This window comes from Aquimonas sp., from assembly GCF_044377145.1.
In the GTDB taxonomy this organism is placed as follows: domain Bacteria; phylum Pseudomonadota; class Gammaproteobacteria; order Xanthomonadales; family Xanthomonadaceae; genus Aquimonas.
Genome location: NZ_JBILJQ010000049.1, coordinates 1 through 25641 on the forward strand (window position 1 = coordinate 1; position 25641 = coordinate 25641).

At 66.8% G+C, this 25641-nt stretch carries 26 protein-coding genes; 19 read left to right on the forward strand and 7 right to left on the reverse strand.

Annotated features, from left to right (window positions below):
* The 14 genes from ACIQ7H_RS14595 to ACIQ7H_RS14660 form a co-directional block, all read left to right on the forward strand.
* Window positions 1-553, forward strand: a 553-nt coding sequence (locus ACIQ7H_RS14595; protein WP_395792741.1) for a CDP-alcohol phosphatidyltransferase family protein, incomplete at its 5' end; no start/stop codon positions are given.
* On the forward strand, window positions 550-2256 hold the full coding sequence (locus ACIQ7H_RS14600) for a SpoIIE family protein phosphatase (protein ID WP_395792743.1): 1707 nt from the start codon (window positions 550-552) through the stop codon (window positions 2254-2256). The genes ACIQ7H_RS14595 and ACIQ7H_RS14600, both read left to right, overlap by 4 nt.
* On the forward strand, window positions 2253-2582 hold the full coding sequence (locus tag ACIQ7H_RS14605; RefSeq protein WP_395792745.1) for an STAS domain-containing protein: 330 nt from the start codon (window positions 2253-2255) through the stop codon (window positions 2580-2582). Before ACIQ7H_RS14600 ends, ACIQ7H_RS14605 begins: the two co-directional genes overlap by 4 nt.
* A complete protein-coding gene (locus ACIQ7H_RS14610) occupies window positions 2579-3376 on the forward strand; it encodes an MlaE family ABC transporter permease (protein WP_395792747.1) in 798 nt (265 codons plus the stop codon). Before ACIQ7H_RS14605 ends, ACIQ7H_RS14610 begins: the two co-directional genes overlap by 4 nt.
* A gap of 172 nt (window positions 3377-3548) precedes the next feature.
* Entirely contained in the window at window positions 3549-4388 is an 840-nt protein-coding gene (locus tag ACIQ7H_RS14615; RefSeq protein WP_395792749.1) for an ABC transporter ATP-binding protein, read from the forward strand.
* Between the two features lie 106 nt (window positions 4389-4494).
* Entirely contained in the window at window positions 4495-5415 is a 921-nt protein-coding gene (locus ACIQ7H_RS14620) for an MlaD family protein (RefSeq protein ID WP_395792751.1), read from the forward strand.
* Entirely contained in the window at window positions 5415-6032 is a 618-nt protein-coding gene (locus tag ACIQ7H_RS14625; protein ID WP_395792753.1) for an ABC-type transport auxiliary lipoprotein family protein, read from the forward strand. Before ACIQ7H_RS14620 ends, ACIQ7H_RS14625 begins: the two co-directional genes overlap by 1 nt.
* Window positions 6029-6427: a hypothetical protein gene (locus ACIQ7H_RS14630; protein ID WP_395792755.1), complete on the forward strand. Its 399-nt coding sequence runs from the start codon at window positions 6029-6031 to the stop codon at window positions 6425-6427. The genes ACIQ7H_RS14625 and ACIQ7H_RS14630 overlap by 4 nt, the downstream gene beginning before the upstream one ends.
* Entirely contained in the window at window positions 6424-6903 is a 480-nt protein-coding gene (rimI, locus tag ACIQ7H_RS14635; protein WP_395792757.1) for a ribosomal protein S18-alanine N-acetyltransferase, read from the forward strand. The genes ACIQ7H_RS14630 and rimI overlap by 4 nt, the downstream gene beginning before the upstream one ends.
* A 97-nt stretch (window positions 6904-7000) precedes the next feature.
* The gene (locus tag ACIQ7H_RS14640) at window positions 7001-7888 is read left to right on the forward strand and encodes an HDOD domain-containing protein (protein ID WP_395792759.1); all 888 of its coding nucleotides are present in this window, start codon (window positions 7001-7003) and stop codon (window positions 7886-7888) included.
* Window positions 7889-7892: 4 nt separating this feature from the next.
* The gene (locus tag ACIQ7H_RS14645; protein ID WP_395792761.1) at window positions 7893-11837 is read left to right on the forward strand and encodes a PAS domain S-box protein; all 3945 of its coding nucleotides are present in this window, start codon (window positions 7893-7895) and stop codon (window positions 11835-11837) included.
* Entirely contained in the window at window positions 11834-12247 is a 414-nt protein-coding gene (locus ACIQ7H_RS14650) for a response regulator (RefSeq protein WP_395792763.1), read from the forward strand. The genes ACIQ7H_RS14645 and ACIQ7H_RS14650 overlap by 4 nt, the downstream gene beginning before the upstream one ends.
* Entirely contained in the window at window positions 12225-13241 is a 1017-nt protein-coding gene (locus ACIQ7H_RS14655) for a PleD family two-component system response regulator (protein WP_395792765.1), read from the forward strand. The genes ACIQ7H_RS14650 and ACIQ7H_RS14655 overlap by 23 nt, the downstream gene beginning before the upstream one ends.
* Complete coding sequence (locus ACIQ7H_RS14660) at window positions 13181-13843, forward strand: diguanylate cyclase (RefSeq protein WP_395792767.1); 663 nt, start codon at window positions 13181-13183, stop codon at window positions 13841-13843. The genes ACIQ7H_RS14655 and ACIQ7H_RS14660 overlap by 61 nt, the downstream gene beginning before the upstream one ends.
* A 7-nt stretch (window positions 13844-13850) precedes the next feature.
* Here the strand turns inward: ACIQ7H_RS14660 and folK are convergent, their stop codons facing one another.
* The 3 genes from folK to tsaD are packed head-to-tail and all read right to left on the reverse strand — an operon-like array spanning window position 13851 to window position 15742.
* Window positions 13851-14333, reverse strand: a complete 483-nt coding sequence (gene folK, locus ACIQ7H_RS14665) for a 2-amino-4-hydroxy-6-hydroxymethyldihydropteridine diphosphokinase (protein ID WP_395792769.1) — start codon at window positions 14331-14333, stop codon at window positions 13851-13853.
* Window positions 14330-14686 (reverse strand): dihydroneopterin aldolase, encoded by a 357-nt coding sequence (folB, locus tag ACIQ7H_RS14670; RefSeq protein ID WP_395792771.1) that lies wholly within the window; start codon window positions 14684-14686, stop codon window positions 14330-14332. The genes folK and folB overlap by 4 nt, the downstream gene beginning before the upstream one ends.
* A gap of 42 nt (window positions 14687-14728) precedes the next feature.
* A complete protein-coding gene (gene tsaD / locus ACIQ7H_RS14675) occupies window positions 14729-15742 on the reverse strand; it encodes a tRNA (adenosine(37)-N6)-threonylcarbamoyltransferase complex transferase subunit TsaD (protein WP_395792773.1) in 1014 nt (337 codons plus the stop codon).
* A gap of 141 nt (window positions 15743-15883) precedes the next feature.
* Between tsaD and rpsU the strand changes: the two genes are divergently transcribed.
* The 3 genes from rpsU to ACIQ7H_RS14690 all read left to right on the forward strand — a co-directional run bounded on the left by rpsU (window position 15884) and on the right by ACIQ7H_RS14690 (window position 18039).
* Window positions 15884-16099: a 30S ribosomal protein S21 gene (gene rpsU / locus ACIQ7H_RS14680; RefSeq protein ID WP_395792775.1), complete on the forward strand. Its 216-nt coding sequence runs from the start codon at window positions 15884-15886 to the stop codon at window positions 16097-16099.
* A 168-nt stretch (window positions 16100-16267) separates the two neighbouring features.
* Entirely contained in the window at window positions 16268-16714 is a 447-nt protein-coding gene (locus ACIQ7H_RS14685; protein WP_395792777.1) for a GatB/YqeY domain-containing protein, read from the forward strand.
* 5 nt (window positions 16715-16719) lie between these two features.
* Window positions 16720-18039 carry a TCR/Tet family MFS transporter gene (locus tag ACIQ7H_RS14690; RefSeq protein WP_395792779.1) on the forward strand — a complete coding sequence of 440 codons (1320 nt, stop codon included), beginning with the start codon at window positions 16720-16722 and terminating at the stop codon, window positions 18037-18039.
* 151 nt (window positions 18040-18190) lie between these two features.
* Here the strand turns inward: ACIQ7H_RS14690 and ACIQ7H_RS14695 are convergent, their stop codons facing one another.
* Both ACIQ7H_RS14695 and ACIQ7H_RS14700 read right to left on the reverse strand, forming a co-directional pair.
* Window positions 18191-19021, reverse strand: a complete 831-nt coding sequence (locus ACIQ7H_RS14695) for a hypothetical protein (protein WP_395792781.1) — start codon at window positions 19019-19021, stop codon at window positions 18191-18193.
* 91 nt (window positions 19022-19112) lie between these two features.
* Complete coding sequence (locus ACIQ7H_RS14700; protein WP_395792783.1) at window positions 19113-19739, reverse strand: alpha-ketoglutarate-dependent dioxygenase AlkB family protein; 627 nt, start codon at window positions 19737-19739, stop codon at window positions 19113-19115.
* A gap of 175 nt (window positions 19740-19914) precedes the next feature.
* On the opposite strand from ACIQ7H_RS14700, the gene ACIQ7H_RS14705 reads away from it, so the two are divergent.
* Window positions 19915-21516 carry a 4Fe-4S dicluster domain-containing protein gene (locus ACIQ7H_RS14705; protein WP_395792785.1) on the forward strand — a complete coding sequence of 534 codons (1602 nt, stop codon included), beginning with the start codon at window positions 19915-19917 and terminating at the stop codon, window positions 21514-21516.
* A gap of 30 nt (window positions 21517-21546) precedes the next feature.
* The gene (locus ACIQ7H_RS14710) at window positions 21547-22410 is read left to right on the forward strand and encodes a restriction endonuclease (RefSeq protein ID WP_395792787.1); all 864 of its coding nucleotides are present in this window, start codon (window positions 21547-21549) and stop codon (window positions 22408-22410) included.
* Window positions 22411-23107: 697 nt separating this feature from the next.
* On the opposite strand, the gene ACIQ7H_RS14715 is transcribed toward ACIQ7H_RS14710, so the two are convergent.
* The gene (locus tag ACIQ7H_RS14715; RefSeq protein ID WP_395792789.1) at window positions 23108-24703 is read right to left on the reverse strand and encodes a peptide MFS transporter; all 1596 of its coding nucleotides are present in this window, start codon (window positions 24701-24703) and stop codon (window positions 23108-23110) included.
* A gap of 268 nt (window positions 24704-24971) precedes the next feature.
* Window positions 24972-25637, reverse strand: coding sequence for an energy-coupling factor ABC transporter permease (locus ACIQ7H_RS14720; RefSeq protein WP_395792791.1), 666 nt, complete (start codon window positions 25635-25637; stop codon window positions 24972-24974).
* Between the last annotated feature and the right edge of the window lie 4 nt (window positions 25638-25641).

Consider the following 25641-nt stretch of genomic DNA (forward strand, 5'->3'; position numbering starts at 1 on the left):
AAGCGAGTTCGGCGTGCAGTACGACTCGCTGGCTGACCTGGTCAGCTTCGGCATGGCTCCGGCGCTGGTGATGTATCACTGGTCGCTGTCGACCCTGGTCTACCACGGCCCCGGCTGGGCCAAGGTCGGTTGGGCGGTGGCGTTTTTGTATGCGGCCTGCGCGGCATTGCGGCTGGCCCGCTTCAACACCCAGGTCGGGCTGGTCGACAAGCGCTACTTCATCGGTCTGGCCAGCCCGGCCGCGGCCGGATCATTGATGGCCTTCGTATGGGTGGCAACCAAGCTGGGCTATGGCGGTGCCGACCTTGAGATCGCGGCGCTGGTGGTGACCGTGGTCGCGGCCCTGCTGATGGTCAGCCGCATTCGCTACCACAGCGGCAAGGCCCTGCCCTTCGGCGAGCGCGTGCCGTTCGTGGTGATCCTCGGCGCACTGGGCCTGTTCGTGGCTCTGGCGGTGGCGCCGGATCGCGTCCTGCTCGGCGTGTTCTGGCTGTATGCGCTGTCGGGCCCCACCGGCTGGGTGATCGGCCGGCTGCGACGCCGCGCCGGATGAGCACGCCGGCGGCCGCAGTCGCTGGGCCGGAACGGCGCCTGTTGGCGCGGCTGGCTGACCTCAGCCAGCGGCTGGCAGTGTCGATTGACCTGGAGCAGACCCTGACCCAGGTGGCTGAACTGATCGCGGAGTCGATGGATGCCGAAGCCTCGGCGGTGTTTCTGATCGACGAAGCCCAGCAGCGCATCGTCTGCCGCGCCTGTGCCGGCCCGGTCGACATCACTGGCCTCAGCCTGCGGATGGATCAGGGCCTGGTTGGGCGCGCGATCGCGCGGCGCGAGTCCGAGGTGGTCGGCGATGCCGGATCCGATCCGGATTTCGCCGGCCACGGCATCGCCGGGCCGGGGGGGTTTGTCACCCGCAGCGTGCTGACCGCGCCGATCATGACCAGCGAAGGCGTGATCGGCGCCCTGCAGGTGCTGAACAAGCGCGGCGGCGCGGCCTTCACCGTCGACGATGCCGATGCCCTGCGCCTGCTCGCCGCACCGACCGCGCTGGCCCTGAACCACGCCCGCCTGGCCGCGGTGGTGCTGAGCCAGAACCGTATCCGCCGGGAGCTGACGATGGCGCGCCGGCTGCAGCGCTCGCTGCTGCCCAAGCGCCGCCGCGGCAGCTTCCCGCTGCGGGCGCTGAACTTCCCGGCGCGCGAGATCTCGGGCGATTTCTACGACTTCTTCGAGCTTCCCGACGGGCGCATCGCCTTCACCCTCGGCGATGTTGCCGGCAAGGGGCTGGATGCGGCGTTTCTGATGGTGCGCTGCGCCAGCCTGCTGCGCTGGGCTGGCAAAGAGGGCCTGCCGCCCTCGCTGTGGCTGGAACGCGCCAACAACGAATTGCTGGAGGCGATCGCAGCCGGCATGTTCGTGTGCGCGGTGGCCGGCTACTACGATCCCTTCAGCCAGCGTCTGTGCTGGGCGAATGGGGGCTTCCCGCCGCTGCTGCGGGTCGACCGCAGCGGCCAGTTCCAGCAGTTCGAGGCTGAGGGCCCGCCGCTGGGCATCCTTGCCGGGATGCAGTATCCGCAGCAGGAAACCACGCTCGACGGCGCCGCCCTATATCTGTTCTCCGACGGCATGACCGACGTCCGCGGCGATGACGGTCAGTTGCTCGGCGTCGAGGGCGTACAGACGGCCGTCGCCGAGATGCGCCTGCTGCCGCCGGAGGCGCGGCTGCGTGCACTGGTTCGCCGGCTGCGCAAGATGACCATGACCGACGACACCACCCTGATGGTGATTGAAGGCGAAGCCGCCGTCGCGCTGCGCACGCGCTTTCCGGCCCAGGCCGAGTCGCTGCAGCCGATGCGCCACGCCGCCGATGCCGCCCTGCAGCAGCTCGGCGTTGAGGCAGGTCTGCGCGCCAGCCTGGTGCTGGCGCTGGATGAGGCCTGTGCCAACATCATCCGCCACGCCTTCCGCGGCGGCTGCGGCCGCGGCCAGATCGAACTGGTGATCAGCAGCGACGGGGATGAGTTGCGCTTTGTGCTGGTCGACAATGCGCCCTGCGTGGACCCGGAAGCGATCCGCCCGCGCGACCTCGACGAATGCCGACCCGGCGGGCTTGGCGTGTGCTTCATCGATGCACTGATGGACAGCTGGCGGATCAGCCCCTTGGCCGGCGGCGGCAATCGGCTGCTGATGCGCAAACGTCTCGAAACAGCGCCGACCACCGTACCCCTCTGCAGCACAGGAGCCGCGACCGCATGAACCAGTGTCTGACCGAGGCCGACGGCCGCTACGCCGTTGTCCGCCTGAGCGGCGAAGTCGACTTGAGCTGGTCGGCGCAGGTGCGCCAGGCGGTGCTCGCGGCCTTGGCGGATTCCGAGCATGTGGCGGTGCATCTGGGCGCCGTGCAGTACATCGACAGCTCCGGCATCGCCGCCCTGGTCGAAGGCTTCCAGAACGCCCGCGGCCGCGGCCAGCGCTTCGTGCTCGTGGCCGCCAGCGACCCGGTCCGCGCGGTGCTGCGGCTGGCCCGGCTCGACCGCGTGTTCGAGCTGGTCGACACGCTCGACCACAGCGCGGGCGCATGAACCCGGCACAGGCCGTGCTCGACCGGGTCGGCCGCCGCAGCGTGCAGGTGCTGGGCGAGATCGGCTACGCATCGATGCTGCTGTTCGAAAGCCTGTACTTCCTCGTGCTGGGATGGCGTCGCGGCCAGCCGGTGCGGCTGCGGATGGTGTTCGAACAGATGCGTCAGGTCGGCATTGATGCTCTGCCCATCGTCAGCCTGCTGTCGCTGACCATCGGGGTGATGCTCGGCATCCAGTTCATCTCGGCGCTGTCCGAATTCGGCGCCGAAAGCCAGGTGATCATCGCCACCGCCAAGTCGATCACCCGCGAATTCGGCGCCCTGATCACCGCAATTGTGGTCGCCGGCCGCACGGGCTCGGCGCTGGCCGCGCGGCTGGGCTCGATGGTGGTGTCGCAGGAAGTCGACGCGCTGGCAGTGTCCGGCATCGAACCGGTGCGCTACCTGGTCGCGCCTGCACTGGTGGCGATGCTGGTGATGGTTCCGATGCTGACCGTGTTCGCCAACCTGGTCGCGCTCACCGGCGCCGGCCTGTACGCCTCCGGCCCGCTCGACATGAGCCTGTCAGCCTACCTTGCGACCACGCTATCGCTGCTGGAGCCGCGCGACCTGTGGGAAGGCCTGTCCAAGAGCGTGGTCTTCGCCCTGCTGATCACCCTGATCGGCACCAGCACCGGCTTCGGCGTACAGGGCGGCGCCGAAGGCGTCGGCCGCGCCACCACCCGCGCCGTGGTGATGTCGATCAGCGCGATCGTGGTGGCGGATATGCTGTTTTCGTTTTTCTTGAATCGATGAGAGCGGGGATTCGGGAGTCCGGATTCGGGATTCGTCGAGCGAGGCTCGGCGAGCCTTGCCATCGGCGCTCCGCACAGTGCCCGCAGGTTAAAGGTCGCCGCGCCCCCGCTTCCGCTCTTGCGAATCCCCAATCCCGAATCCCAAATCCCGGCGACTCCGCACGGAGTCGCCCATGACGAATCCCGAATCCCAAATCCCAAATCCCGGCGGTTCGGCGACAGCCGAACCGCTCATCGACGTCCTCGGCCTGCAGGCCTACTACGGCCGTCGACGGATACTGCACGGCATCGACTTCCGGGTTCATCCCGGCGAGATCCGCGTGATCATGGGCGGCTCGGGTTCGGGCAAAAGCACCCTGCTGCGGCACCTGCTGGGCCTGCAGAAGCCGGTGGCAGGCACCGTGCGCCTGTTCGGCACCGACATCGCCCACGCCAGCGCGGCCTCGATGCTGGCGATCCGGCGTCAGCTGGGGGTGAGTTTCCAGGGCGGCGCTTTGTTCACCTCGATGACCGTCGGCGACAACGTCGCCCTGCCGCTGCGGGAACACACCCGACTCGATGAGAACACCATCCGGATCATGAGCAGGCTCAAGCTCGAAGTGGTCAACCTCGGCGGTTTCCAGGACCTGATGCCCAGCCAGCTTTCGGGCGGCATGGTCAAGCGCGCGGCGCTGGCGCGGGCGATCGTGATGGACCCGAAACTGCTGTTCTTCGATGAGCCCTCGGCGGGCCTCGACCCGGTGGTGTCGGCCGAACTCGATGAGCTGATCCTGCAGCTGCGCGATGCGATGCGCATGAGCATCGTGGTGGTGACGCACGAGCTGGAATCGGCGTTCAAGATCGCCGACACCATCACCGTGCTCGACCACGGCCAGGTGCTGATGACCGGCACGGTCGACGCCGTGCGCGCCTCGGATCACCCGCGTATCCAGGACCTGCTGAACCGACGGCCGCGCGAGATCGAGGTCAATGTCGACGAGTACCTGAAGCGCCTGACCGAGGAAGAGGGATGACGCGGCGTCGAGTGGGGGATTCGGGATTCGCGATTCAGTGCCGAACGGTCGCGGCCTGCCGTGCGGGCCTCTACACTGCGGCCCGAAGACTGGGGGCAAGCAGCGAATGAAACGCGACGGCATCAATTACAGCCTGGTGGGCGCGGCGGTGCTGGTGGCCTTCGGCCTGCTGCTGTTCACCCTGCTGTCGATCACCGGCCGCGGCGGCAGTTCGGTCGGCTACCACGCGCACTACGACAACGTCACCGGCCTTGGCTTCGGTGCGCCGGTGTTCTACGAAGGCTTCCGCATCGGCCAGGTGGAATCGATCACCCCCGAGCGCGGCCCGGACGGCACGCGCTATCGGGTTGAGCTGAGCGTACGCGCCGACTGGCCGATCCCGGACGACAGCGTCGCTGCGCTGCAGTCGACCGGCCTGCTGGCCGACGTCGCCATCGGTATCCGCGAGGGCGCGAGCCCGACTGCACTGCCTGAAGGCGGTGAACTCACCAGCCGCGAGGGCGCAGACCTGTTTGTGGCGATGGCCGACCTGGCCGGCGAGGTGAACGCCCTGTCCAAGGAGCGGCTGCGGCCGATGCTGGAGAACCTCGCGCTGCGGCTGGATTCGATCGGCGGCGCGATTGATGCCAGCGCCCCTGCGCTGCTGGCCGAGGCGCAGGCACTGATGGCGCGGCTCAACCGCGCCGCCGACGGCGTCAATGCGGTGTTGGATACGCCCAACCAGCAGGCGATCAGCAGCAGCCTGCGCAATGTCCAGCAGCTCTCGGCCGAGCTCGCGGCCACACAGGCCCGCGCCGACCGCCTGCTCGACAATCTGAATGCAACCGTGGACGAGAACCGACCCGACCTGCGCGAGGCGGTGGCCGATATCGAGCGCACCCTGGGCACGATCGCCCGCCGCATCGATTCGATCACCCATCATCTGGAAAGCAGCAGCCGCAACATGGACGAATTCACCCGCGAGATCCGCCGCAATCCGAGCCGGCTGATCTACACCCCGCCGGTGGACACGGTGGAGGAACCCTGATGCGCCAGTTCTGGCTGATCGCCCTGATCCTGATGCTGAGCGCCTGCGCCAGCGCTCCGAGCATTCCCGAAACCACCTACCACCGCCTGCCGCGGGCCGCCGACGTAATCAAGCTGGGCCAGGCTTCGACCCTGCCTATCGTGGTTCAGCGGCTGGAGGCCGATGGCCTGCACGCTGACCAGGCGCTGCTTTACGCGCTTGATGCGCACGGCCACCGGCTCCGCGCCTATCACTACCACCTGTGGGTCGACCCGCCGGGCTATCTGCTGCAGCGCCGCTTGATCCAGCGCCTGCGTGCCGCCGGCGCCGCCGAGCGCATCACCGATCAACTGCCGACGCGGCTGCCGGCGTTGTGGCTGTCGGGCCGGATCGAAGCCTTCGAGCGGGTGCCGACCGCCGATGGCGGCTGGCAGGGTAGCGTCAGCCTGCGCCTGCGGCTCAATGCGCGCGATGGCGGCCTGCCGCTGATCGACAGTGAATACAGCGCTCAGGTCGAAGCCGATGACGGCAGTCTGTCGGCCTCGGTCGCGGCGCTCAGCCAGGCGCTGGACCAGGTGGTCGGCGAGTTCCTGGCTGAGCTGGAGCCCGCGCTGGCGCGCGCGGCGGGCGACCCATGAGCCGCCTCGCCGCCCCGGCTGCAGCTGCCGAACAGCTGCGTCTGGTCCGAGCACTCGGCCTGAAACCGCTACGTCGTCGACCGATGGGGCCGATGGCTGATCTTCCCGGTGGGGTCTGTCTGCAAGTGGCGCTGCCGGCGGGGCAGACTCTGGATGCGTTGGCGGCCGACCGGTTGTGGCTGCAGCTGCTTGCCGCGCTTGGGCTTGGCCCGGCGGCGCTGACCACGGCGCGCGTCGGCATCACCCTGCCCCTGCTCGCCCTGGATGCGGCTGACGCACGCCCGGCAGCACTGCAACTGCCATCGCTCGACCGTCTGCGCAGCGATGCCGCCGCCCGGCGCGCTCTGTGGCCGGCACTGCGGCGCCTGCGTCGCCAGCTGGGGGCAAGTGCATGAATGCGCAAGCTCTGCCGTCGATGCCGCAGCTGCGGCCGATGACCGAGGCCGACCTGGAAGCCGTGATGCGGATCGAGCTGCAGGCCTACCCGTTTCCCTGGACCCACACGATCTTCCGCGACTGCCTGCGCGCCGGCTACGCCTGCTGGGTGCTGGACCGCGGTAGCGAACTGGTGGGCTATGGCGTGCTGAGTGCGGCCGCTGGCGAAGCCCATGTGCTGAACGTCTGCGTGGCGCCGCACTGCCAGGGCGAAGGGCTCGGCCGACGACTGATGCGGCGGCTGATTGATCTCGCCCGCTGGCACCGCGCCGAACGCATCTTTCTTGAGGTTCGGCCGTCAAACCCGCACGCGGTCGCCCTGTACGACACCCTGGGCTTCAACGAAATCGCCCGGCGTGCCAACTACTACCCGGCCGCCGGCGGCCGCGAAGATGCGATCGTGATGGCGCTGGAGCTGCTGCCGGAAGACGCCTGAAGTCTGGCGCCGGAGCGCTGACACCGGCCACGGCGAGGAACTTGCATCCGCCCATCGCTGGCGCGCAGCCTGCGCCTTAAGCCACGAAGGATCCCGGATGGACCGACTCGAAGCCCTCAGAGCCATCGCCCGCGACGCCGCTGGTGGCGATCTGAGCTTCCCGACTCACGCCCAGCTGGCCCTGAAGATCCGCGCGGCGCTGGACGACCCCAACTGTTCGGTCGAACAGGCAGCCCGTCTGATCCAGGCCGATCCGCTGCTGTCGGCGCGCGTCGTGGGTATGGCCAACTCGGTGCTGTACAACCGCAGCGGCCGTGAAGTGGTGGATGTGAAGACCGCCGTCAACCGGCTCGGCTTCGGCACTCTGCGCACGTTGGCGATGGCCTTGGTGACGCGACAGATGGCCGGTGCGGCAACTGCGCCAGAGCAGCGCGTTGCCTCGCAGAAGCTGTGGGAACGCACCGCACACGTCGCGGCGCTCGCGCGAATCCTGGCCCAGCGGGTCACCGGCCAGAACCCGGAAACCGCGCTGTTCGCCGGGCTGGTCCACGATATCGGCGGTTTCTATCTGATCTCACGCGCCAGCGCCTATCCGGCCCTGCTGCGCATCGAAGCCCCGTTGGCGGTGGAACTGGCCGAAGGCAGCGAGATCAGCGGCGAAGACGAAGACACCGATGTGCGGGTCGAACGCGAATTGAGCGTCGCCGTACTGCGCAAACTCGATGTGCCCACGGCGGTTATCGAGGCCGTCGAAGAGTTCTGGCGCGGCATGCTGTCGATACCGCCCGAGACCTTGGGCGACACTCTCCTGCTGGCCGATGTGCTGGCGCCGGTGCCCTCTCCCCTGCGCTGGCACGACCCTGCCGAAGCCGCCAATCAGAGGGCCGCCTCGATCGACATGCTGGTGGGCGGCGACACCCTGCAGGAAATCCTCCACGAATCGGCTGCCGACGTGGCCGGGCTGATCGAAACCCTGAAGTTCTAGGCCGATGAGCGCCAACAGTTCGAGTGGCGCCCCACTGCCCGCAGATGAATCGGATCGGCTTGCGTCGCTCAGAGCCGCCGCGCTGCTGGACACTTTGCCGGAGCAGACCTTCGACGATCTGACGGCCCTGGCCGCGCACCTGTTCGGCACGCCGATCGCCCTGCTGTCCCTGGTGGACGAGCACAGGCAGTGGTTCAAGAGTCGCCACGGGCTGTCCGCCAGCGAAACGCCGCGCGAGCAGGCTTTCTGCGCGCACGCGATTCTTGATCGCGATGTCCTGGAGGTCAGTGATGCGAGCGCTGACACGCGCTTTTTCGACAACCCGCTGGTGACCGGCCAGCCCGGCATCCGCTTTTACGCTGGCGCCCCTGTCACCGGCCCCGGCGGCTATCGGATCGGCACGCTTTGCGTCATCGACACCCGCTCGCGCAGCCTGGATGCGAGCCAGCTCGATCAACTGCAGCGACTGGCGCGGGTGTGCTCCAGCCTGATCGAGAGCCGGCAAGCGCGCCTGCGCGCCGAACAGGATCAACGCTCCCTGGCGCATTTGCTGGAAACCCTCGGCGACGCGGTGGTGGCCTGCGATCAGGCGGGAAAGCTGAGTTTGTTCAATCGCAACGCCCGCGAATGGCACGGCTGCGACGCGATGGCATTGCCGCAGGATCCCGCGGCCAGTCGATTCGATCTGTTCGAGCTGGATGGCCAAACGCCGCTGTCCGCCGATCGCGCCCCCCTGCTGCGGGCCCTGCGCGGCGAGCAGCTGACGAGCGTGGAGATCTGCATTCGCGCAAGCCACCAGCCGCTTCGCTACGTCGCCGTCAGCGGCGGTCCGCTGCTGGATGACAGTGGCCGGATCGAGGGCGCGCAGGTGGTGATGCACGACATCACCCGAAGCCGCCGGGTACTCGCAGCCCTGGAAGAGGAACGCGAGCGGCTGGACATGGTGCTGCGCGGCACTCGGGCCGGCACCTGGGAATGGAATGTCCAGACCGGCGAGACCCGACTCAACGCGCGCTGGGCCGAAATCGTCGGCTACACGCTGGACGAGCTCGCACCCATCACTATCGAGACTTGGCTGGGCTTGGCCGACCCGGACGGACTGCCGGAATCGGGGGCGCGCCTGCAGGCACACTTCCGCGGCGACACCGAGCAGTACGAGTCCGTTTGCAGGATGCGCCACAAGCGGGGCCACTGGGTTTGGGTGCATGTACGTGGCCGGGTGATGTCCTGGACCGACGACGGCAAGCCGCTATGGGTCGCCGGCACCCATCTGGAAGTGACCGAGCTGCACGAGTCCCAGCGCGCGACCGAGCGGGCGCTGGCCGAGCTGCAGTCGATCGTTCAGGGCGCGCGCGATGTCGCGATCATCGGCACCGATGTTGAAGGCATCATCCAGCTGTTCAGCCCCGGCGCCGAGCAGCTGCTCGGGTACCGTGCCGACGAGCTGGTCGGCCAGCACACTCCCGCCGTGTTCCATCTGCTGCAGGAGGTCAGTGAGCGCGGTAATGAGCTGTCCCAGCAGATGGGTTACAGCATCGAGGGCTTCGAGGTCTTCGTCGATGCCGCGCGCAGAGGCGAGGCCGAAACGCGACGCTGGACCTATGTGCGGAAGGACGGTGCACAACGCACCGTCAGCCTGTCGGTCAGCGCCATTCGCGACCGCAGCGGCGGCGTCAACGGCTTCGTCGGCATCGCGATCGACCTGACTGAGCTGCTGAGCCAGAAGGTCGCGCTCTCCGAGTCCGACAGCCGCTTTCGTGGCGCGTTCGAAGCTTCTTCACTGGGGCTGGCCCTGGTCGCGCCGAACGGCCACTTCCTGCAGGTCAACCCGGCCCTGTGCCAGATGCTTGGCTACAGCGCGGAGGACATGCTGAAAGGCGACTTCCAGCAGCTGACCCATCCTGACGACCTGGCCGCGGACATCGAGCTGGTCAAGCAGACCCTGGCAGGCAAAATTCCCGGCTATCAGCTGCGCAAGCGTTACATCACCCGCGAAGGCGCCACGGTGTGGGCCATGCTTGCCGTGTCGCTGCTGCGCGATGCTGAGGGCAAGCCACGCTATTTCGTCTCCCAGGTCCTCGATATCACCCGGCGAGTGCGCGCCGAGGATGCGCTGCGCGCCAGTGAAACCAAACTCTCCGAACTGTTCCGACTGTCGCCGGTAGGCATCGCACTCAACCGCTTGTCAGACGGCCAGTTCATCGAAGCCAATCCCGAGTTCTATCGTTTGACAGGCCACTCGGAGGCGCATCTGAAGCGCATCGGCTACTGGGAGCTCACGCCCAAGGAATACGAAGCCGAGGAGAAAGTCCAGCTCACCAAGCTGGAAACCGAAGGCCGCTACGGACCCTACGAAAAGGAATACATCCACGCGGATGGGCATCGCATTCCGGTCCTGTTGAGAGGGGTCCGGTTCCAACCTGAAGGCCAAAGCGAGCCCAGAATCCTGAGCGTGGTGCAGGACATCAGCGAACGCAAACGGCTGGAGCGCATGAAGTCCGAGTTTGTGTCCACCGTCAGCCACGAACTGCGCACCCCGCTGACCTCGATCTCGGGTGCGCTGGATCTTGCCGTTGGCGGGGCACTCGGCGAGCTTCCCGAGCCCGCGATGGAAATGCTGCAGCTGGCGCATCGCAATGCGCGCAGGCTGGGGGCCTTGGTGGGGGACTTGCTTGATCTGGAAAAGCTGCTGGCCGGCAAGCTCAGCCTGAGCCGATCCATGCAGAGCCTGCAGGCCCTGCTGGTAGACATCGTCGGTAGTCTGGCCCCGTACGCCGAACGCTTCGGTGTCCGGATCTCCATGCACGAGCTGCCCAGGGTGAGCCTCAACACCGACCCGGAGCGGCTCACCCAGGTCATGAACAACCTGCTGTCAAACGCGATCAAGTTTTCCGAGGCCGGCGGCGAGGTGGAGATCGAGGCTTCACTGAGTGCTGCCGACGTCGAGTTGCGCGTGCTGGATCGCGGCGGCGGTGTCCCTGAAGCCTTCCGTTCGAGGCTGTTCCAAAGCTTCGCGCAGGCGGACAACAGCAACGAGCGCAATGTCTCGGGCTCAGGCCTCGGCCTCTCGATCAGCCGCGAGCTGATGGCCCGTCTCGGCGGCGACATCGGCTACGCCCCGCGCGAGGGTGGGGGCAGCTGCTTTTGGGTGCGTCTACCGATCTCGGAAGAAACGCCCATCGTGTCTTCCGAACCCGTCGCCGCGCACGTGCTGATTGTCGAGGACGACCCCGACGTTGCAGTCGTGTTGGGCATGCTGATCGCGCGCGAAGGTTTCGAGCCGGTCTATGCATCGAACCTGGCCGCGGCACGTGAGCAGCTTCGCACCACCCCGGTACAGGCGATCACGCTGGATCTGGGCCTCGGCGATGAACGCGGCGAGGATCTCCTCGTCGAGCTGCGAGCGGACCCCGCAACCGCCGAACTGCCGGTGCTGATCGTCAGCGGCAAGCCCTCGGCCGACGATCCATCCGACCCGCGAACCGCGCGAATGTCAAGGCCACTGAATGTGTCGATGCTGATCGCAGCATTGAAGGCGATCACGTCCGGTCACGACGACTCGACTGCGGCAACGATCCTGCACGTCGAAGATGACTCGGACCATGCACGTTTCGTCCAGGACACCCTGCGCGGCGCAGCGACGGTCATGACCGCCCGCAGCCTGTCCGAGGCCGCCGGCATGCTGGTCGCGCGCCGCTTCGATCTGGTGATCCTGGACCTGGCGCTTCCGGATGGCGACGGCCGCAGGCTGCTTGACGCGCTACCAAGCCCGACCCCGCCGGTGCTCGTGCTCAGCCAACGCGAGCTGGCCCCGGATGCGGCAGGGCCGTTTGCCGCGGTACTGACCAAGTCCGGCACGAATGCAGAAAAACTGGAACGCTTCGTACGCATGCTGCTGCCCACACCGGCCGGAAAAGATCCGCAGCCCGCCCCCCGAGGTGCCGAGTGAACGAACGTCCTGGAAACGGTTTGCGCCTGCTGCACGTGGAAGACGACCCGGCCATTCGTGCCGTGGCGCGGATCGCATTGGCACAGGTGGGCGGGTTTCAGCTGTCGAGCTGCGCCAGCGGCGCCGAAGCGCTTTCGACAGCGCCCGCCTTCGACCCGCATATCCTGCTGCTGGACGTGATGATGCCGGGCATGGACGGGCCAACCACCCTGAGCAGGCTCGCAGAGGCGATATCGATGACGGGGCGCCTGGTGCTGTTCATGACGGCCAAAGTCCAACCCAGCGATCTGGAGCGCTACCTCGAACTCGGCGCTGGCGGCGTGATCATCAAGCCGTTCGATGCCATGCGCTTGCATCGGACGGTGCTGGACCACTGGGAGGCGCAGCGTGAAGGACGCGACCCCGGTTGATGTCCGCGCAGAGCTGGAGCTGCTGGCGCGCCAGTACCGTTCGAATCTGGGTTCCGAACTCGCTCAACTGAAGGCGCAGGCCGCGGCCTTGAGCGACTCTGAGCCCCCGAGCATGGAGCTTCTGCAGGCTGTGCATCGCCTGGCGGGCTCCAGCCTGAGCTTCGGTTACCACGCGCTCGGCGGCCAACTGCAGCAGATCGAGGCCTGGATAGACGGCGCGCGCGCTCAAGTCCGTGCTGCGCCTGATGCACTGGCCGCGGTGGCTTCCCTGCAGCTGGCTGCAGAAACAGTCGAAGCCGCTGAGGATGTCATCGCGGCCGAATTGGCGATCGCCCCCAAGCCGCCACCGCACCCTACCAATGCCGGCCCGAAGCTGCAGGTTGGCTCGAACCCGCCGCGCGCGCTGTTGCTTGACCGCTTCGGCTGGATCTCGCCGGAGATCGAGTTGGTGATCGAGGCCTACGGTTTCGACACCCGACGCATCGAGGCTGAGCACGCGTCCGAGGACGCAGACCTGTTGATCGAGTGCACCCTCACCCCATGGGCGGAACCGCCCGCCATAACGCACTCGACGCTGTTCCTGGTGTGCGCGTGCGAAGGGTTCGAGCAGCGACTGGCTGCGGTGCGACGTGGCGCGCGGGCCTTTCTGCCCCACCCCATCGATATCACCCACTTGGAGCGACGTCTGCAGGCGCTCGTCGATGAGCGGGCACACCGGCCCTTTCGGGCCGTGCTTCTGGACGACGACGCTCCGGTGCTGCAACTGTACCGACTGGCACTGGAAGCCGGCGGGATCGAAGCGCACACCCTCACGCATCCTGAACAACTGTTCGAGATGCTTGAACTCGTGCGGCCGGATGTTCTGGTTCTGGACATCAATCTTCCAGGCTGCTCAGGCCTGGAACTGGCGCGCGCAGTGCGCCTGAGCGACCAATGGCTGCAGATCCCATCCTCTATCTGTCCGCTCAGCACTCGCTGGAACTGGAAGCGCTGAAAGCCGCGGGCGATGAGTTCCTGAGCAAGCCGATCAGCCACGACCTGCTGGTGGAGCAAGTGAAAAGCCGGGCAATGCGGGCGCGCGCACTGGGCAGCGGTTTGAGCCTGGACGGCCTGACCGGGCTGCTGCGGGCCGCCGACGCCCGCCAGAGACTGGCCGCCATCTCCGCGCGCGCGGGCGCATCCGGCCGGCCACTGAGCATCGGGCTGCTGGATCTCGACCACTTCAAGTGTGTCAACGACAACTTCGGGCACGCCGCGGGCGACAGTGTCCTGCGCGCGCTCGCCGGCACCCTGCGCCGCCGTCTGCGAGGCTCCGACTTCGCCGGCCGCATGGGCGGCGAGGAGTTTCTTGTCGCGTTCGAGGACTGCACCCCGGGCGAAGCGCTGCACCTGCTGGAACGGCTCGGACATGAATTCGCCAATCTGCAGTTCGGCGCCGAAGGACAGCACTGGTCGTGCACGTTCAGCGCCGGGATCGCGGGTCTGGCGCCCGGTGAGACGCCTGGATATCTGCTGGAACGTGCTGATCGCGCGCTCTACCGGGCAAAGAATGAGGGCCGCAATCGCTGCGTGATCGATGCTGAAACCTCGCCCTAGCGAAGCCTCAGAGACTCAGCGGATCAACCGCCGGTGCGCCCAGCGCTGACAACGCCCAGAGCTGGGCGAGGCTCTGCTTCAGTAAGGGGTCGACAAAGTCGGGGGCGATATCCGCCAGCGGTTTGAGCACGAAGGCGTGCTTGAGCTCCGGCCGCGGCAGCTGCAGATTGCCCGGGCCTTCGATCACCAGTGCATCGAAGTAGACGATGTCGACATCCAGCGTGCGCGAGGAGAACCGCGGCACATCGCGGCAGCGACCGTGCGCGTCTTCCAGCGCGTGCAGCCAATCGTTCAGCGCATGCACATCGAGCTCGCACTCGATCACAGCGCCCGCGTTGAGGAAATCCGGGCCGTCAAAACCCACCGCCGGAGTGCGATAGACCGGCGAGAAGCGCACGCCGGGAAAGCGCTCGGCAATCGCCTGGGCAGCCAGGGTCAGATAGTGCTCGGGCTGCTGGTTGCTACCCAAGCTGAGCAGGGCGAGGCTCATGACGCGCGGCTGCGCTCGATCTTGACGCCCACCGCGCGCGCTCCGCGCACCGCACCGGGCTTCGACAGCTTGATGCCGACCCAGCCGACCTTGAACTCGTCGAGGATGATCTCGGCGCAGCGCTCGGCCAGGGTTTCGACCAGGCCGAAGCCGGATTCACCGACAAACTGCACCAATCGCTTGCTGACCGCCTTGTAGTCGAGCGTGTCGCGGATGTCGTCGCTGGCCGCGGGCACGCGGTTGTCGAAGGCCATTTCGATGTCGAGCACGATCGGCTGGCGGATCGTGCGCTCCCAGTCGTAGATGCCGATCTGACACTCGATTTCGAGTGCCTCGATAAAGACCTTGTCCATGCGGAATTCCTGGATGCGGGCGCGGATTCGCGCCGTGGCGGTTCAAACGGCCGGCAAGGCTGCCATATCCCAGCGTGGCCGCACGGTGAGCGCGGCTTCAGCGGTTTGCCCGGCAGCCAGCCGCAGCGCACCCGCGAACGCGATCATGGCGCCGTTGTCGGTGCAGAACTCCGGCCGCGGGAAGCACACCCGCACCCGTCGACGCCGCGCCAGCTCGTCCAGCCGCGCGCGCAGACGCCGGTTGGCACCCACCCCGCCGGCAACCACCAGAGTGTTGGCACCAATGGCCTTAAGCGCCCGCTCGCATTTGATCGCCAGCGTTTCGACCACGGCATCCTCGAAGCCGCGCGCGATGTCGGCGCGGGTCTGCGGCGTCTGATCGGACTGCTGCCAGGCCAGCAGCACCTGCGTCTTCAGGCCCGAGAAACTGAATTCAAGCCCGGGTCGATCGGTCATCGGCCGCGAGAACACGAAACGGCCCGGCGTGCCGGCCTCGGCCAGCCGCGCCAGCTCGGGCCCACCCGGATAAGGCAGGCCAAGCATCTTTGCAGTCTTGTCGAAGGCCTCGCCGGCTGCGTCGTCGAGTGTCTCGCCGAGCAATCGATACACCCCGATCGCGCTGACCTCTACCAGTTGACTGTGACCACCCGATACCAATAGCGCGACAAAGGGCGGCTTCGGCGCGTCGGCTTCGAGCAGGGGCGCCAGCAGATGACCCTCCATGTGGTGCACGCCTATCGCCGGAATCTCCAGCGACCAGGCGATCGCACGCGCGGTGGCCGCGCCCACCAGCAGCGCGCCGACCAGGCCGGGGCCGGCGGTGTAGGCGACGCCGTCGAGCTCGTCCATGCGCAGCCCGGCCTGCTCAAGACAACGATCAATCAGCGGCAGCAGCTTGCGCACGTGATCACGGCTGGCAAGCTCCGGCACCACGCCGCCGTACTCCGCGTGCAGCTTGACCTGGCTGTACAGCGCATGCGCCAGCAGGCCGCGCTCGGTGCTGTACAGCGCCACGCCGGTCTCATCACAGGAGGTTTCGATGCCGAGAACGTTCATGGCTTCCAAGGTGCAGGTTCGACCCCGGATTGCAAGGGGGCGCAAAGGCCGCGTATCATACGCGGCTCCCCGCCCCCATCGCGCCTGAAGGTGCGTGTCCAGCTTGGACGGGGCTTCAAAGAATCTGTACCCGGAGATCCCATGCCCAACGTGAAAGTCCGCGAAAACGAGCCGTTCGAGTTTGCCCTGCGTCGCTTCAAGCGCACCTGCGAAAAGGCCGGCGTTCTGGCCGAAACCCGCAAGCGCGAGTTCTATGAGAAGCCCACGCAGGAGCGCAAGCGCAAGGCGGCCGCCGCGGTCAAGCGCCATCTGCGTCGCATCAGTCGCGACGTCACCAAGCGCCGTCGCCTCTACTGAGGCCGACGCCCGGCGGGCCCGCCGGGTGCTGCACAACCAGGGAATCCGGAGCCGGTGCTGCGTTAGCAGCATCGGCTTTTCCTGTTGGCGAAAACGTTGCGATCTCGATGATCGCCCTGCCCCACCGCGCGCGGCCGTCGGCCCGCCATCAGACCACGAGGTGCATCCATGAGCCTGAAACTTCGCCTGACAGATGACATGAAAGCCGCGATGAAGAGCGGCGACAAAGAGCGCCTGGGCGTGATCCGTCTGGTCAACGCCGCGATCAAACAGCGTGAGGTCGATGAGCGGATCGAGCTGCAGGACACCGACGTGCTGGCGGTGATGGAGAAGATGATCAAGCAGCGCCGTGATTCGGTCGCCCAGTTCGAAGCCGCCGCGCGCGAAGACCTGGCCGCCATCGAGCGATTCGAGATCGGCGTGATCCAGCACTACATGCCGCAGGCACTGTCCGAGGCCGAGATCGAAGTGCTGATCGACGCTGCGATCGCCGAAAGCGGCGCCACCACCGGCCGCGACATGGGCAAGGTGGTCGGCCTGTTGAAGCCCAAGGTGGCTGGCCGCGCCGACATGGGCGCCGTCTCGGCCCGCATCAAGGCGAAGCTGGGCGGCTGATCGGCGTGAGCGCCGACGCCAATGCCAGTTCGCCTGAGAGCCCCGCAGCACCGTCTGCGGGGCCGCCCTTGACGCCGGCGCCGCGACGCGCGGCGCTGTTGTTTATTTTCATCACGGTCGCGCTGGACATCCTCGCGCTCGGCCTGATCATCCCGATCCTACCCAAGCTGATCCTGGAGTTCAGCGGCCAGGACAGTGCTCGCGCCGCGACCTTGTACGGGTTGTTCGCGGTGGCCTTCGCCGGCATGCAGTTTCTGGCCTCACCGGTGCTGGGCGCGCTCTCCGACCGCTTCGGAAGGCGACCGGTGATTCTGCTGTCGAACCTTGGGCTCGGGCTCGACTACGTGCTGATGGCGCTGGCGCCCAGCCTGTGGTGGCTGCTGGTCGGCCGATTGTTCGCCGGCATCACCGCCGCCAGCATCACCACCGCCAATGCCTATATCGCCGATGTGACCCCGCCGGAGAAGCGCGCGGCCGGCTTCGGCATTCTCGGCGCCGCGTTTGGTCTCGGCTTTGTGATCGGACCCGCGCTGGGTGGCGTGCTCGGCAGCATCGATCTGCGGCTGCCGTTCTGGGTCGCCGCAGGTTTGAGCCTGGCCAATTTCGCCTATGGCTGGCTGATCCTTCCCGAATCGCTGCCGCGCGAGAAGCGCGTGCCGTTTGCCTGGCGCGGTGCCAACCCGCTCGGCAGCCTGCGGTTTCTGCGCGCCCACCGCGGCCTGCCTGTGCTGGCGGGCGGTCTGTTTCTCAGCCAGCTGGCGCATATGGCGTTGCCGGCGGCCTTTGTTCTGTACGCGGACTATCGCTACGGCTGGGACACCCACGAGGTCGGCCTCGCCCTGGCCCTGGTCGGCGTGTGTTCGGCGGTGGTGCAGGCCGGCCTGGTGCGCAAAGTGATCCCGCGCATCGGCGAGCGTCGCGGCCTGCTGTTCGGCCTGAGCATGGGCGCCGTCGGCTTCGCGATCTACGGGCTGGCGCCGACCGGTTGGGGCCTGCTGCTGGGCATCCCGGTGATGGCGCTGTGGGGCTTCGCGATGCCCTCGGCCCAGGGTCTGATGACGCGCACGGTCGAGCCCGAGGCTCAGGGCCGGCTGCAGGGCGCCCTGACCAGCCTGACCGGCATGGCGGGGATCATCGGGCCGCTGATGTTCAGCCAGATTCTGGCCGCGGCGATCGGGCCGATGAAGTCACTCGGCGTGCCGGGCGCACCGTTCCTGTTGGCCGCCCTGCTGCTGGCCGGGGCCGCGCTGCTGGTGCGGGCGCGGACTCCCGCGGGCGACAGTGATCCGGGAGTTGGGAGTGGGGATTCAAAGCCCGCGGCGTGAGCGGGCCTCGAGTGCTGTGGGTGCCGCTCCATCGAGGCGACAGCAAGAAGGGTCGCGCCCGGCCGATTCCCGATTCCCGATTCCCGATTCCCGATTCCCGATTCCCGATTCCCGATTCCCGATTCCCGATTCCCGATTCCCGAACCAACCATCACCTCACACAGCCATCCCGCGGCACCACGCGCTGCAGCGCGATTTCGCCGGTTTCGCCGCTGTTGAAGCGGTAGCGCAGCTGGCCATTGTTGCAGTCGCTGAACTCGACCTCGATGCTGCCGGTCGGCACGGTATCGACACTGCGGGTGGCATTGAACGCGCCGCCGCTGGAAGCGAACAGCTCGGCGCTGCTGACATTGCCGCCGGCACCAACAGTGCCGAGCGCGCTGTACCACAGATGCTCACCAACGCGGGCGGAACCTGGCGCGCCATGGGTCCAGGTGAACCAGGCCAGGCTGATCAATCTCTGCTCATCCAGCACGTCAACATACAGGCCCTGCCCCGGCGTTCGCGGGTTGAACCAGGCGCCGTCCAGGCCTTCGTTGATCTCGAACTTCGGCGCTTCGGCCAGCTCGGATTTGATGGTGTAGCCCCAGAAGCAGATCACCCCCGACGTATTGCGGATGAAGGCCGGCGGATTCTCTTCGACCCAGGCCGGCCAGCCGTCGCAGAGCTCGATCGCCAGGCCGCCGAAGCCGTCGACCTGGTTGATGTGCCAGCGCCAGCGGCGCTGGTCGGGGTCGCGGATATCGCGATTGAAGCCGTCGCCGCCGTCGCTGATCTTGGCCAGCAGGATGCCCGGCCGGTCATCGCTCGGACCGCCGTTGGCGATCAGCGCGCGCGCTTGGGCGATGTGTTCGGGATCGCTCAGGGGCACCAGGAAGGACTGGTTGCGATCGGTCTCGATTTCGGCCACCTCGAACCAGACGGTTTCGGCGGCGGCGGCAAAGGGCAACAACAGGGCAGTCAGGGCAAGCAGTCGTGTCATGGCGGTTCCATCGAAACGGCAAAAGAGTGTTGGCTAGGCGGCAGAACAGTCCACGCAAGCGGCGCGAGCATGCCACAGGCCGCCAACAGATTCATGCCGCAGCGCGGATCAGGCGAAAAGTCAGATTCAGCCGCGGGCCGAGCGCACGGGTCGACTTCGGCAGCGCGTGCTGGTAGCGGGCCTGGGTCGCGCCGGCCATCCGCAGCAGGCTGCCGTGCGGCAGTGGTACGGCCAGGCGCAGTGGCGCAGCTGCGGCCACGGCACTGGACTTGAACCCCCGCACAGGTCGTTCGCGCAGGCAGAACCGGCGTTCGGCGCCGAGGCTCAAGGAAGCGATCACCGGCTGCGGGCCAAGTTCGGGTTCATCATCGGCATGCCAGCCCATGCTGTCCGCGCCATCCCGGTACAGATTCGCCAGCACGCTGTTGAAACGACCACCGCAGGCGGCCTCGACCCGCGACTTCAGCGCCCACACCGTCGGCGTCCACGGCAGCGGCTCGAAGCGGGTGCGCGAGAAGGTATAGACGGCCTCGGGCTCACCCATCCAGCACGACAGCCGCGGCGAGTCGAGCTCGCGACCGTACAGGCGAATGCGATGGCACTGCCACGGGATCTCGGCGCTTAGGGCATCAAGAACGGCGTCCGCCTGCTGCCGGCGCAGGAAGTCCGGCGCGATGCGCAGGTCGGCGCCGGGAAGCTGAAGCTCGATCCATTCCATACGCTGCAGTATCCTTTCGCCCTCCGGCCAGTCACGCAGCCGTTCCAACCCAGGTCCAGCCGGCCGGAAGTCTTCCCCAGTCGAGGTCAACAGGCTGTCGCCTGCACGCCATCGCCGCGATAATGCCCGACCCCCGGCGGCCCGCCCGCCCGCATACCTCACCAGGAGCCAGCCAATGAGCGAGCGCGATGTCATGGAATACGACGTGGTCACGGTGGGCGCAGGCCCGGCCGGCCTCGCCTTCGCGATCCGCCTGAAGCAGCTCAAGCCTGACCTGTCGGTCTGCGTGATCGAAAAGTCGTCGACTATCGGCGCGCACATCCTGTCCGGCGCGGTGATGGAACCCGGCCCGCTGGACGAGCTGCTGCCCGGCTGGCGCGATAACCCGCCGCCAATCTGCGTGCCGGCCGGCCAGGACGAGTTCTGGTTCCTGACCCGCACCGGCGGCTTCAAGTCGCCGATCGTGCCGCCGCAGATGAACAACCACGGCAACTTCATCATCAGCCTCGGTGCCACCTGCGCCTGGCTGGCACCGCAGGCCGAAGCGCTGGGCGTTGAGATCTACCCCGGCTTCGCCGCCGCCGAACCGCTGTTCGATGACGCCGGCGCGGTCTGCGGCGTGCGCATCGGTGACATGGGCGTAGCGAAGGACGGTTCGCACAAGCCCAGCTACACCCAGGGCATCGACATCCGCGCCCGCATCACCGTGCTGGGCGAAGGCGCGCGCGGTCATCTCGGCAAGCAGCTGATCAAGCGCTTCAAGCTCGATGCCGACTGCGATCCGCAGAGCTACTCGATCGGCATCAAGGAACTCTGGCAGGTGCCGGAAGACCGCGTCACCCCCGGCAAGATCGTGCACAGCCTCGGCTGGCCGGCCGACGGCCACACCTACGGCGGCAGCTTTCTGTATCACCTGCCGGGCGGGCGCATTGCGCTGGGCTATGTCTCCGGGCTCGACTACCGCGACCCCAACTACCAGCCCTACGAGGCCTTCCAGCAGTGGAAGCACCACCCGACGGTGAAGCCGTTGCTGGAAGGCGGCACGATCCTGTCGGCCGGCGCGCGCGCGATCGTCACCGGTGGCTACCAGAGCATGCCCAAGGTCGAGATGCCGGGCGCCATGTTCGTCGGCTGCGAGGCGGGCCTGGTCAACGTGCCGAAGATCAAGGGCGTCCACCAGGCGATGCGCTCGGGCATGCTCGCCGCCGAGCACATTGCCAGCACCGATGCGGTTGCCGGCTGGGACGCCAAGCTGCGCGGCTCGGCGGTGTATGCCGAGCTTAAAAGAGTCCGCAACTTCAAGCCGGCATTCAAGAAAGGCCTGTGGTTCGGCCTGATCAACTCAGGCTGGGAGACGATCACCGGCGGCGCTTCGCCATGGACGCTGAAGGTCAAGGCCGACCATTCGAGCCTGCAGAAGCTCGGCGCGGCCGAGAAGCCCAAACGCGACTACGTTGAACGCACGCTGGCCCCGCGCGATCGTCTTGCCGGCGTCTACTACGCCGCCACCGAGCACGATGAAGACCAGCCCGTGCACCTGCAGGTGTCCAACACCGACGTCTGCGTAACCCAATGCGCCGAGGAATACGGCAACCCCTGCACCCGCTTCTGCCCGGCCGGCGTCTACGAAATCGTCCAGGACGACGCCGGCAAACGCCTGCAGATAAACGCAGCCAACTGCGTCCACTGCAAAACCTGCGACGTCAAAGACCCCTACCAGATCATCAACTGGGTCACGCCGGAGGGTGGGGCTGGGCCGAATTATCAGAATCTGTGAAAGCTCAGACCAGAGCAGCCGGAGCCCCACATGCGCGAACGGACTCAGAAAAACGACTTCCAGCAGTGGATGCCCCTCATCCTTGACTGTCTCCGAGACGTAGGCGGCCAGTCTCGTCCACGCGAAGTGCTCAGCTGGATCAAGGAGAAGCGATCGCCGCTGGCGCCATATCTTGAGGAAACGCTTTCATCGGGACAGATGCGGTTCTACAACCAGGTTCACTGGGCGCGTCAGCATCTGGCCTGGGAGGGGCTGCTTGACGACACCCGTCGTGGTGTCTGGGCACTCACTGCCTTGGGGTGGAAGACCCAGCTCGATACCAAGACGGCCGCGGAAATCGTGCGCAACCGAACGCGCACGCAAGCATCGCCAAATGAGTCGCCCGACCCCGTTGCGGCACAGCCAACTTCAGCCGAACTTCCGCCACTGGACGAACTACAGGAGCTGAGACTTCTCGATGTTCTGAAGTCTCTTCCACCCATGGGGTTTGAGAAGCTCTGCCAGCGACTACTCAGCGAGCATGGTTTCGAGAACGTGGTGGTCACTCAGCAGTCCCGGGATGGCGGCATCGACGGCTACGGCACACTACGACTCAGTGCCTTCGTCAGCATGAAGGTTGCGTTCCAGGCCAAGCGCTACAAGGACGTGGTCTCGCGCCCCGCGGTCGGCGAGTTCCGCAACGCTCTGCTGGGTCGCGCAGAGAAGGGCGTGTTCATCACCACCGGTCGCTTTACCGCCGATGCGGAAGCCGAGGCCAGCCGCGACGGCGTGATTCCGATTGAGCTGATAGACGGCGAGCGCCTCGTCGAGCTGTTCGAAGAGAAAGGCCTCGGCGTCAAGCCCAAGCAGATTCTGATGATCGATCACGCGTTCTTTGACGAGTTCCGCAAGTAGCCGGATTGGCCAACACCGAGCGTCGGATGCGCTGCGCTTATACGGCCTACGCGGATGCGGGCCTTGCTTCGTTGTGCGGCGCCGCGTCCTTCGCCTTCGCAGGTCGGATAAGCGCAGCGCATCCGACACCACCGACCGGCATACCCGGCGCGCACGCATTTCCCAGGTGCTGTGAGCTGGGCAGCAGAACCCGATCCAGACTGTCTGCGATACAGCTCCCTACGCCGCCGCACCCCGCTTCAAGGGCCTGGATCGACGCCGCCGTCTAGCGGCTGCGCCCGACAGAGTCGGAGGTCAGCAGGACTTCGGCGTGTTGGATGCGGCCGCTGCGGATACGGCCGCCGAACTGCGCCTCCGTGGCGCCAAAAAGAAAGACAGGCAGTGGCACCGCCATCCGCGCTCGCGCCCCACGCATCTAGCCCCTCTCCCGTGGGAGAGGGGTTGGGGAGAGGGCGGGGCGAAGCGCGGCCGTGCAAGGCGCGGCGTCAACAGCAGTGCTTGTCGCTCTCGGGAAGTCAGGCCAACACCCGAACCCTCTCCCCCGACCCCTCTCCCATGCGGGAGAGGGGAGCAGGTGCAGCCACGGCGGCACTGAACGGAGAGGAGTAACCACGGACATGCGACAAGTAGCTTGACAGGCAGCCCCGGGCGGTCGAAGCCCTGGGCGGTCCTGTGCGATCAGCCTGTGGGCTGGGACTTACTTGACGCCGTGCATCAGCTTGTTCACCAGCGGCGCAATCAGGAACAGCAGCACGCCGGCGCCGGCCAGCGACCAGAAGCCGAAGGTGTAGCCGCTGAGTGCCGATGTGGTGGTCATGCCGCCCTCGCCGCTGACGTAGCCAGCGAAGATGCCCGATAGATTGTTGCCAATACCGGTGGACAGGAACCAGCCGCCCATGCCCAAACCCACCAGCCGGATCGGCGCGAGCTTGGTCACCATCGACAGGCCGATCGGCGACAGGCAGAGCTCGCCGACGGACTGGATCACGTACACCGCAAACAGGGTCCAGAACGGGATCTTGCCCTGGTCATCCACCATCGCCGACAGCGCCAGCATCAGCAGCGCGAATGCTGCGCCGTTGAACAACAGGCCCAGTCCGAACTTGCGCGGAATCGAGGGGTTGCGGCTGCCCATGCTGACCCAGATCCACGCCACCACCGGCGCCAGCAGGATGATCGCCAGCGAGTTCACGCTCTGGAACCAGGCGGTCGGGAAGGTCCAGCCGAACATGTCGCGATCGACGATGCGATCGGCAAGGAAGGTGAACGAGCTGCCGGCCTGCTCGAAGAACATCCAGAACATCACGTTGAACACGAAGATCAGCAGCATCGCGAGCACTTTGTCCCGCGCCACTGCGCCCTCGCGAACGCCTTCAGCCAGCAGCATCGCCGACAGGCCCGCGAACAATGCGCCAAGCACCCAGGCCAGCACCGTCGCGGCCGGCAGCGTGCGCTCGAAATCGATCACGCCATCAGCCAGCACCGGCGTCAGCCAACCCAGGGCCAGCAGGCCCTGCGCGACCAGCTGGGCGAAGCCGCCGCCGAGCAGGAAGTAAACCACCGGCACCGCGAGCACCGCGCCGCCCACCACCATCGCCACCCGCGAAATGCTCTCCTGGCCCTGCGGCGGGAGGCCGACGCCCTTGAGCTGCGCCTTGCCGAAATAGAACCAGATCAGACTCAGCACCATGCCGATGCCGGAGGCGATGAACACGATCTTGTAGGACGGCATGACATCGGTGCCGAACACTTTCTCGGCCAGCAGCTGGGTGAAGATCGGCGCGAGAAATCCGCCGATGTTGATGCCCATGTAGAAGATGGTGAAGCCCGCATCGCGGCGTGGATCAGCGAGGCCATACAGCTTGCCGACCATGGTCGAGATGTTCGGCTTGAACAAGCCGTTGCCGACGATAATCGTCGCAAGGCCAAACTCGAAAATGTCGGCGTTCGGCACGCTGATCATGAACAGGCCTGCAGCCATGAACACCGCGCCGACCAGAATCGAGCGCTGGTAGCCCAACACCCGATCCGCGACATATCCACCGAAGATGGCACTGGCGTAAACCAGCGCGAGATACGCGCCATACATGCGGTTGGCGGGCGCTTCGCCGGCGCCATCACCCGCATAGAACTGGCTGACGATGTAGAGCACCAGCGCCCAGCGGATTCCGTAGAACGCAAACCGCTCCCAGAACTCCGACATGAATAGCATCCACAGCGGCCGCGGGTGTCCAAGCAGCTGCGGATACTCCGGCGGCGCGCTAGCCGCCGCCCTGTCTGTTGCTGCACTCATCCTGCGATCTCCCTGTGTTTGTGATGCGTCACGACGCGCGCGCGGCCACCGGCGGAACGCGTGTTCCGTGGGCGGCCTGAGCTTGCAGTGTCTGCAAACCTTCCCCCGCGCGCGCCTGCGGCGCCGTCCGGACAGGACAACCCCGCCCGCGACCGGCGCATGGTGTACGCGCGGCCGCCAGCAGAGTCAAACCTTGACAGGGGCGAATTTGCGGCGCGGTGCCGCAGGCGGCTGCCGCAGGCGAGCGCGGGCTGCGGACGCAGGCAGCTCAATCTGGCCGGCGCAGGTAGCGGCCGTCGTCAAAACTGGCCAGCCACTGCGGCCGGTAAGCCACCATCAAAGCCAGCGCGCCGCCGCTCAGGAAGGCCTCGCCGAACATCATCAGTGGCGCCGATGCGAGGTAACCCTCGACCGCATCGCGCGCCGCACCGCTGACCAGCCAGGCGGTGACTGCAGCCTTCAGCAGCTGGCTGAGCAGCACCGCCAGCCCGGCGCCGAAGAAGGCGATCACGAACACATAGACGAACGGATTGGGCGGCAGTCGCCGCTCCACTTCGCGTCGGGCCAGCTGCATGCACAGTACCGGCAGCAGGCCGCAGGCGATGAAGTCAGGCGCGAGCCCCAACCACACGCCCGCGGGCGACAGTGCTGCCACCAGCGAGGCCAGGCCCAGCGCCCACAGCGCGAAGCCGCTGCCGAACATCAGGCTGACCACGCCGGCGCCGATGAAGTGCAGATGCAGGCCGGGGATGCGGTCGAACACCGCGAAGCGCAGCAGGCACAGCACCAGTACGCTGCCGAACAGCACGTGCTGGGCCTCGCCGTCGCCGCGCAGCTTGAACCAGGGCAGACGGCGCGCGGCGACCGCCAGCGCCACCAACGAAAGCCCCCACGCTACGACGTGGAAGAACGTCGGCAGCGTGGGGGCTGTCATGCCT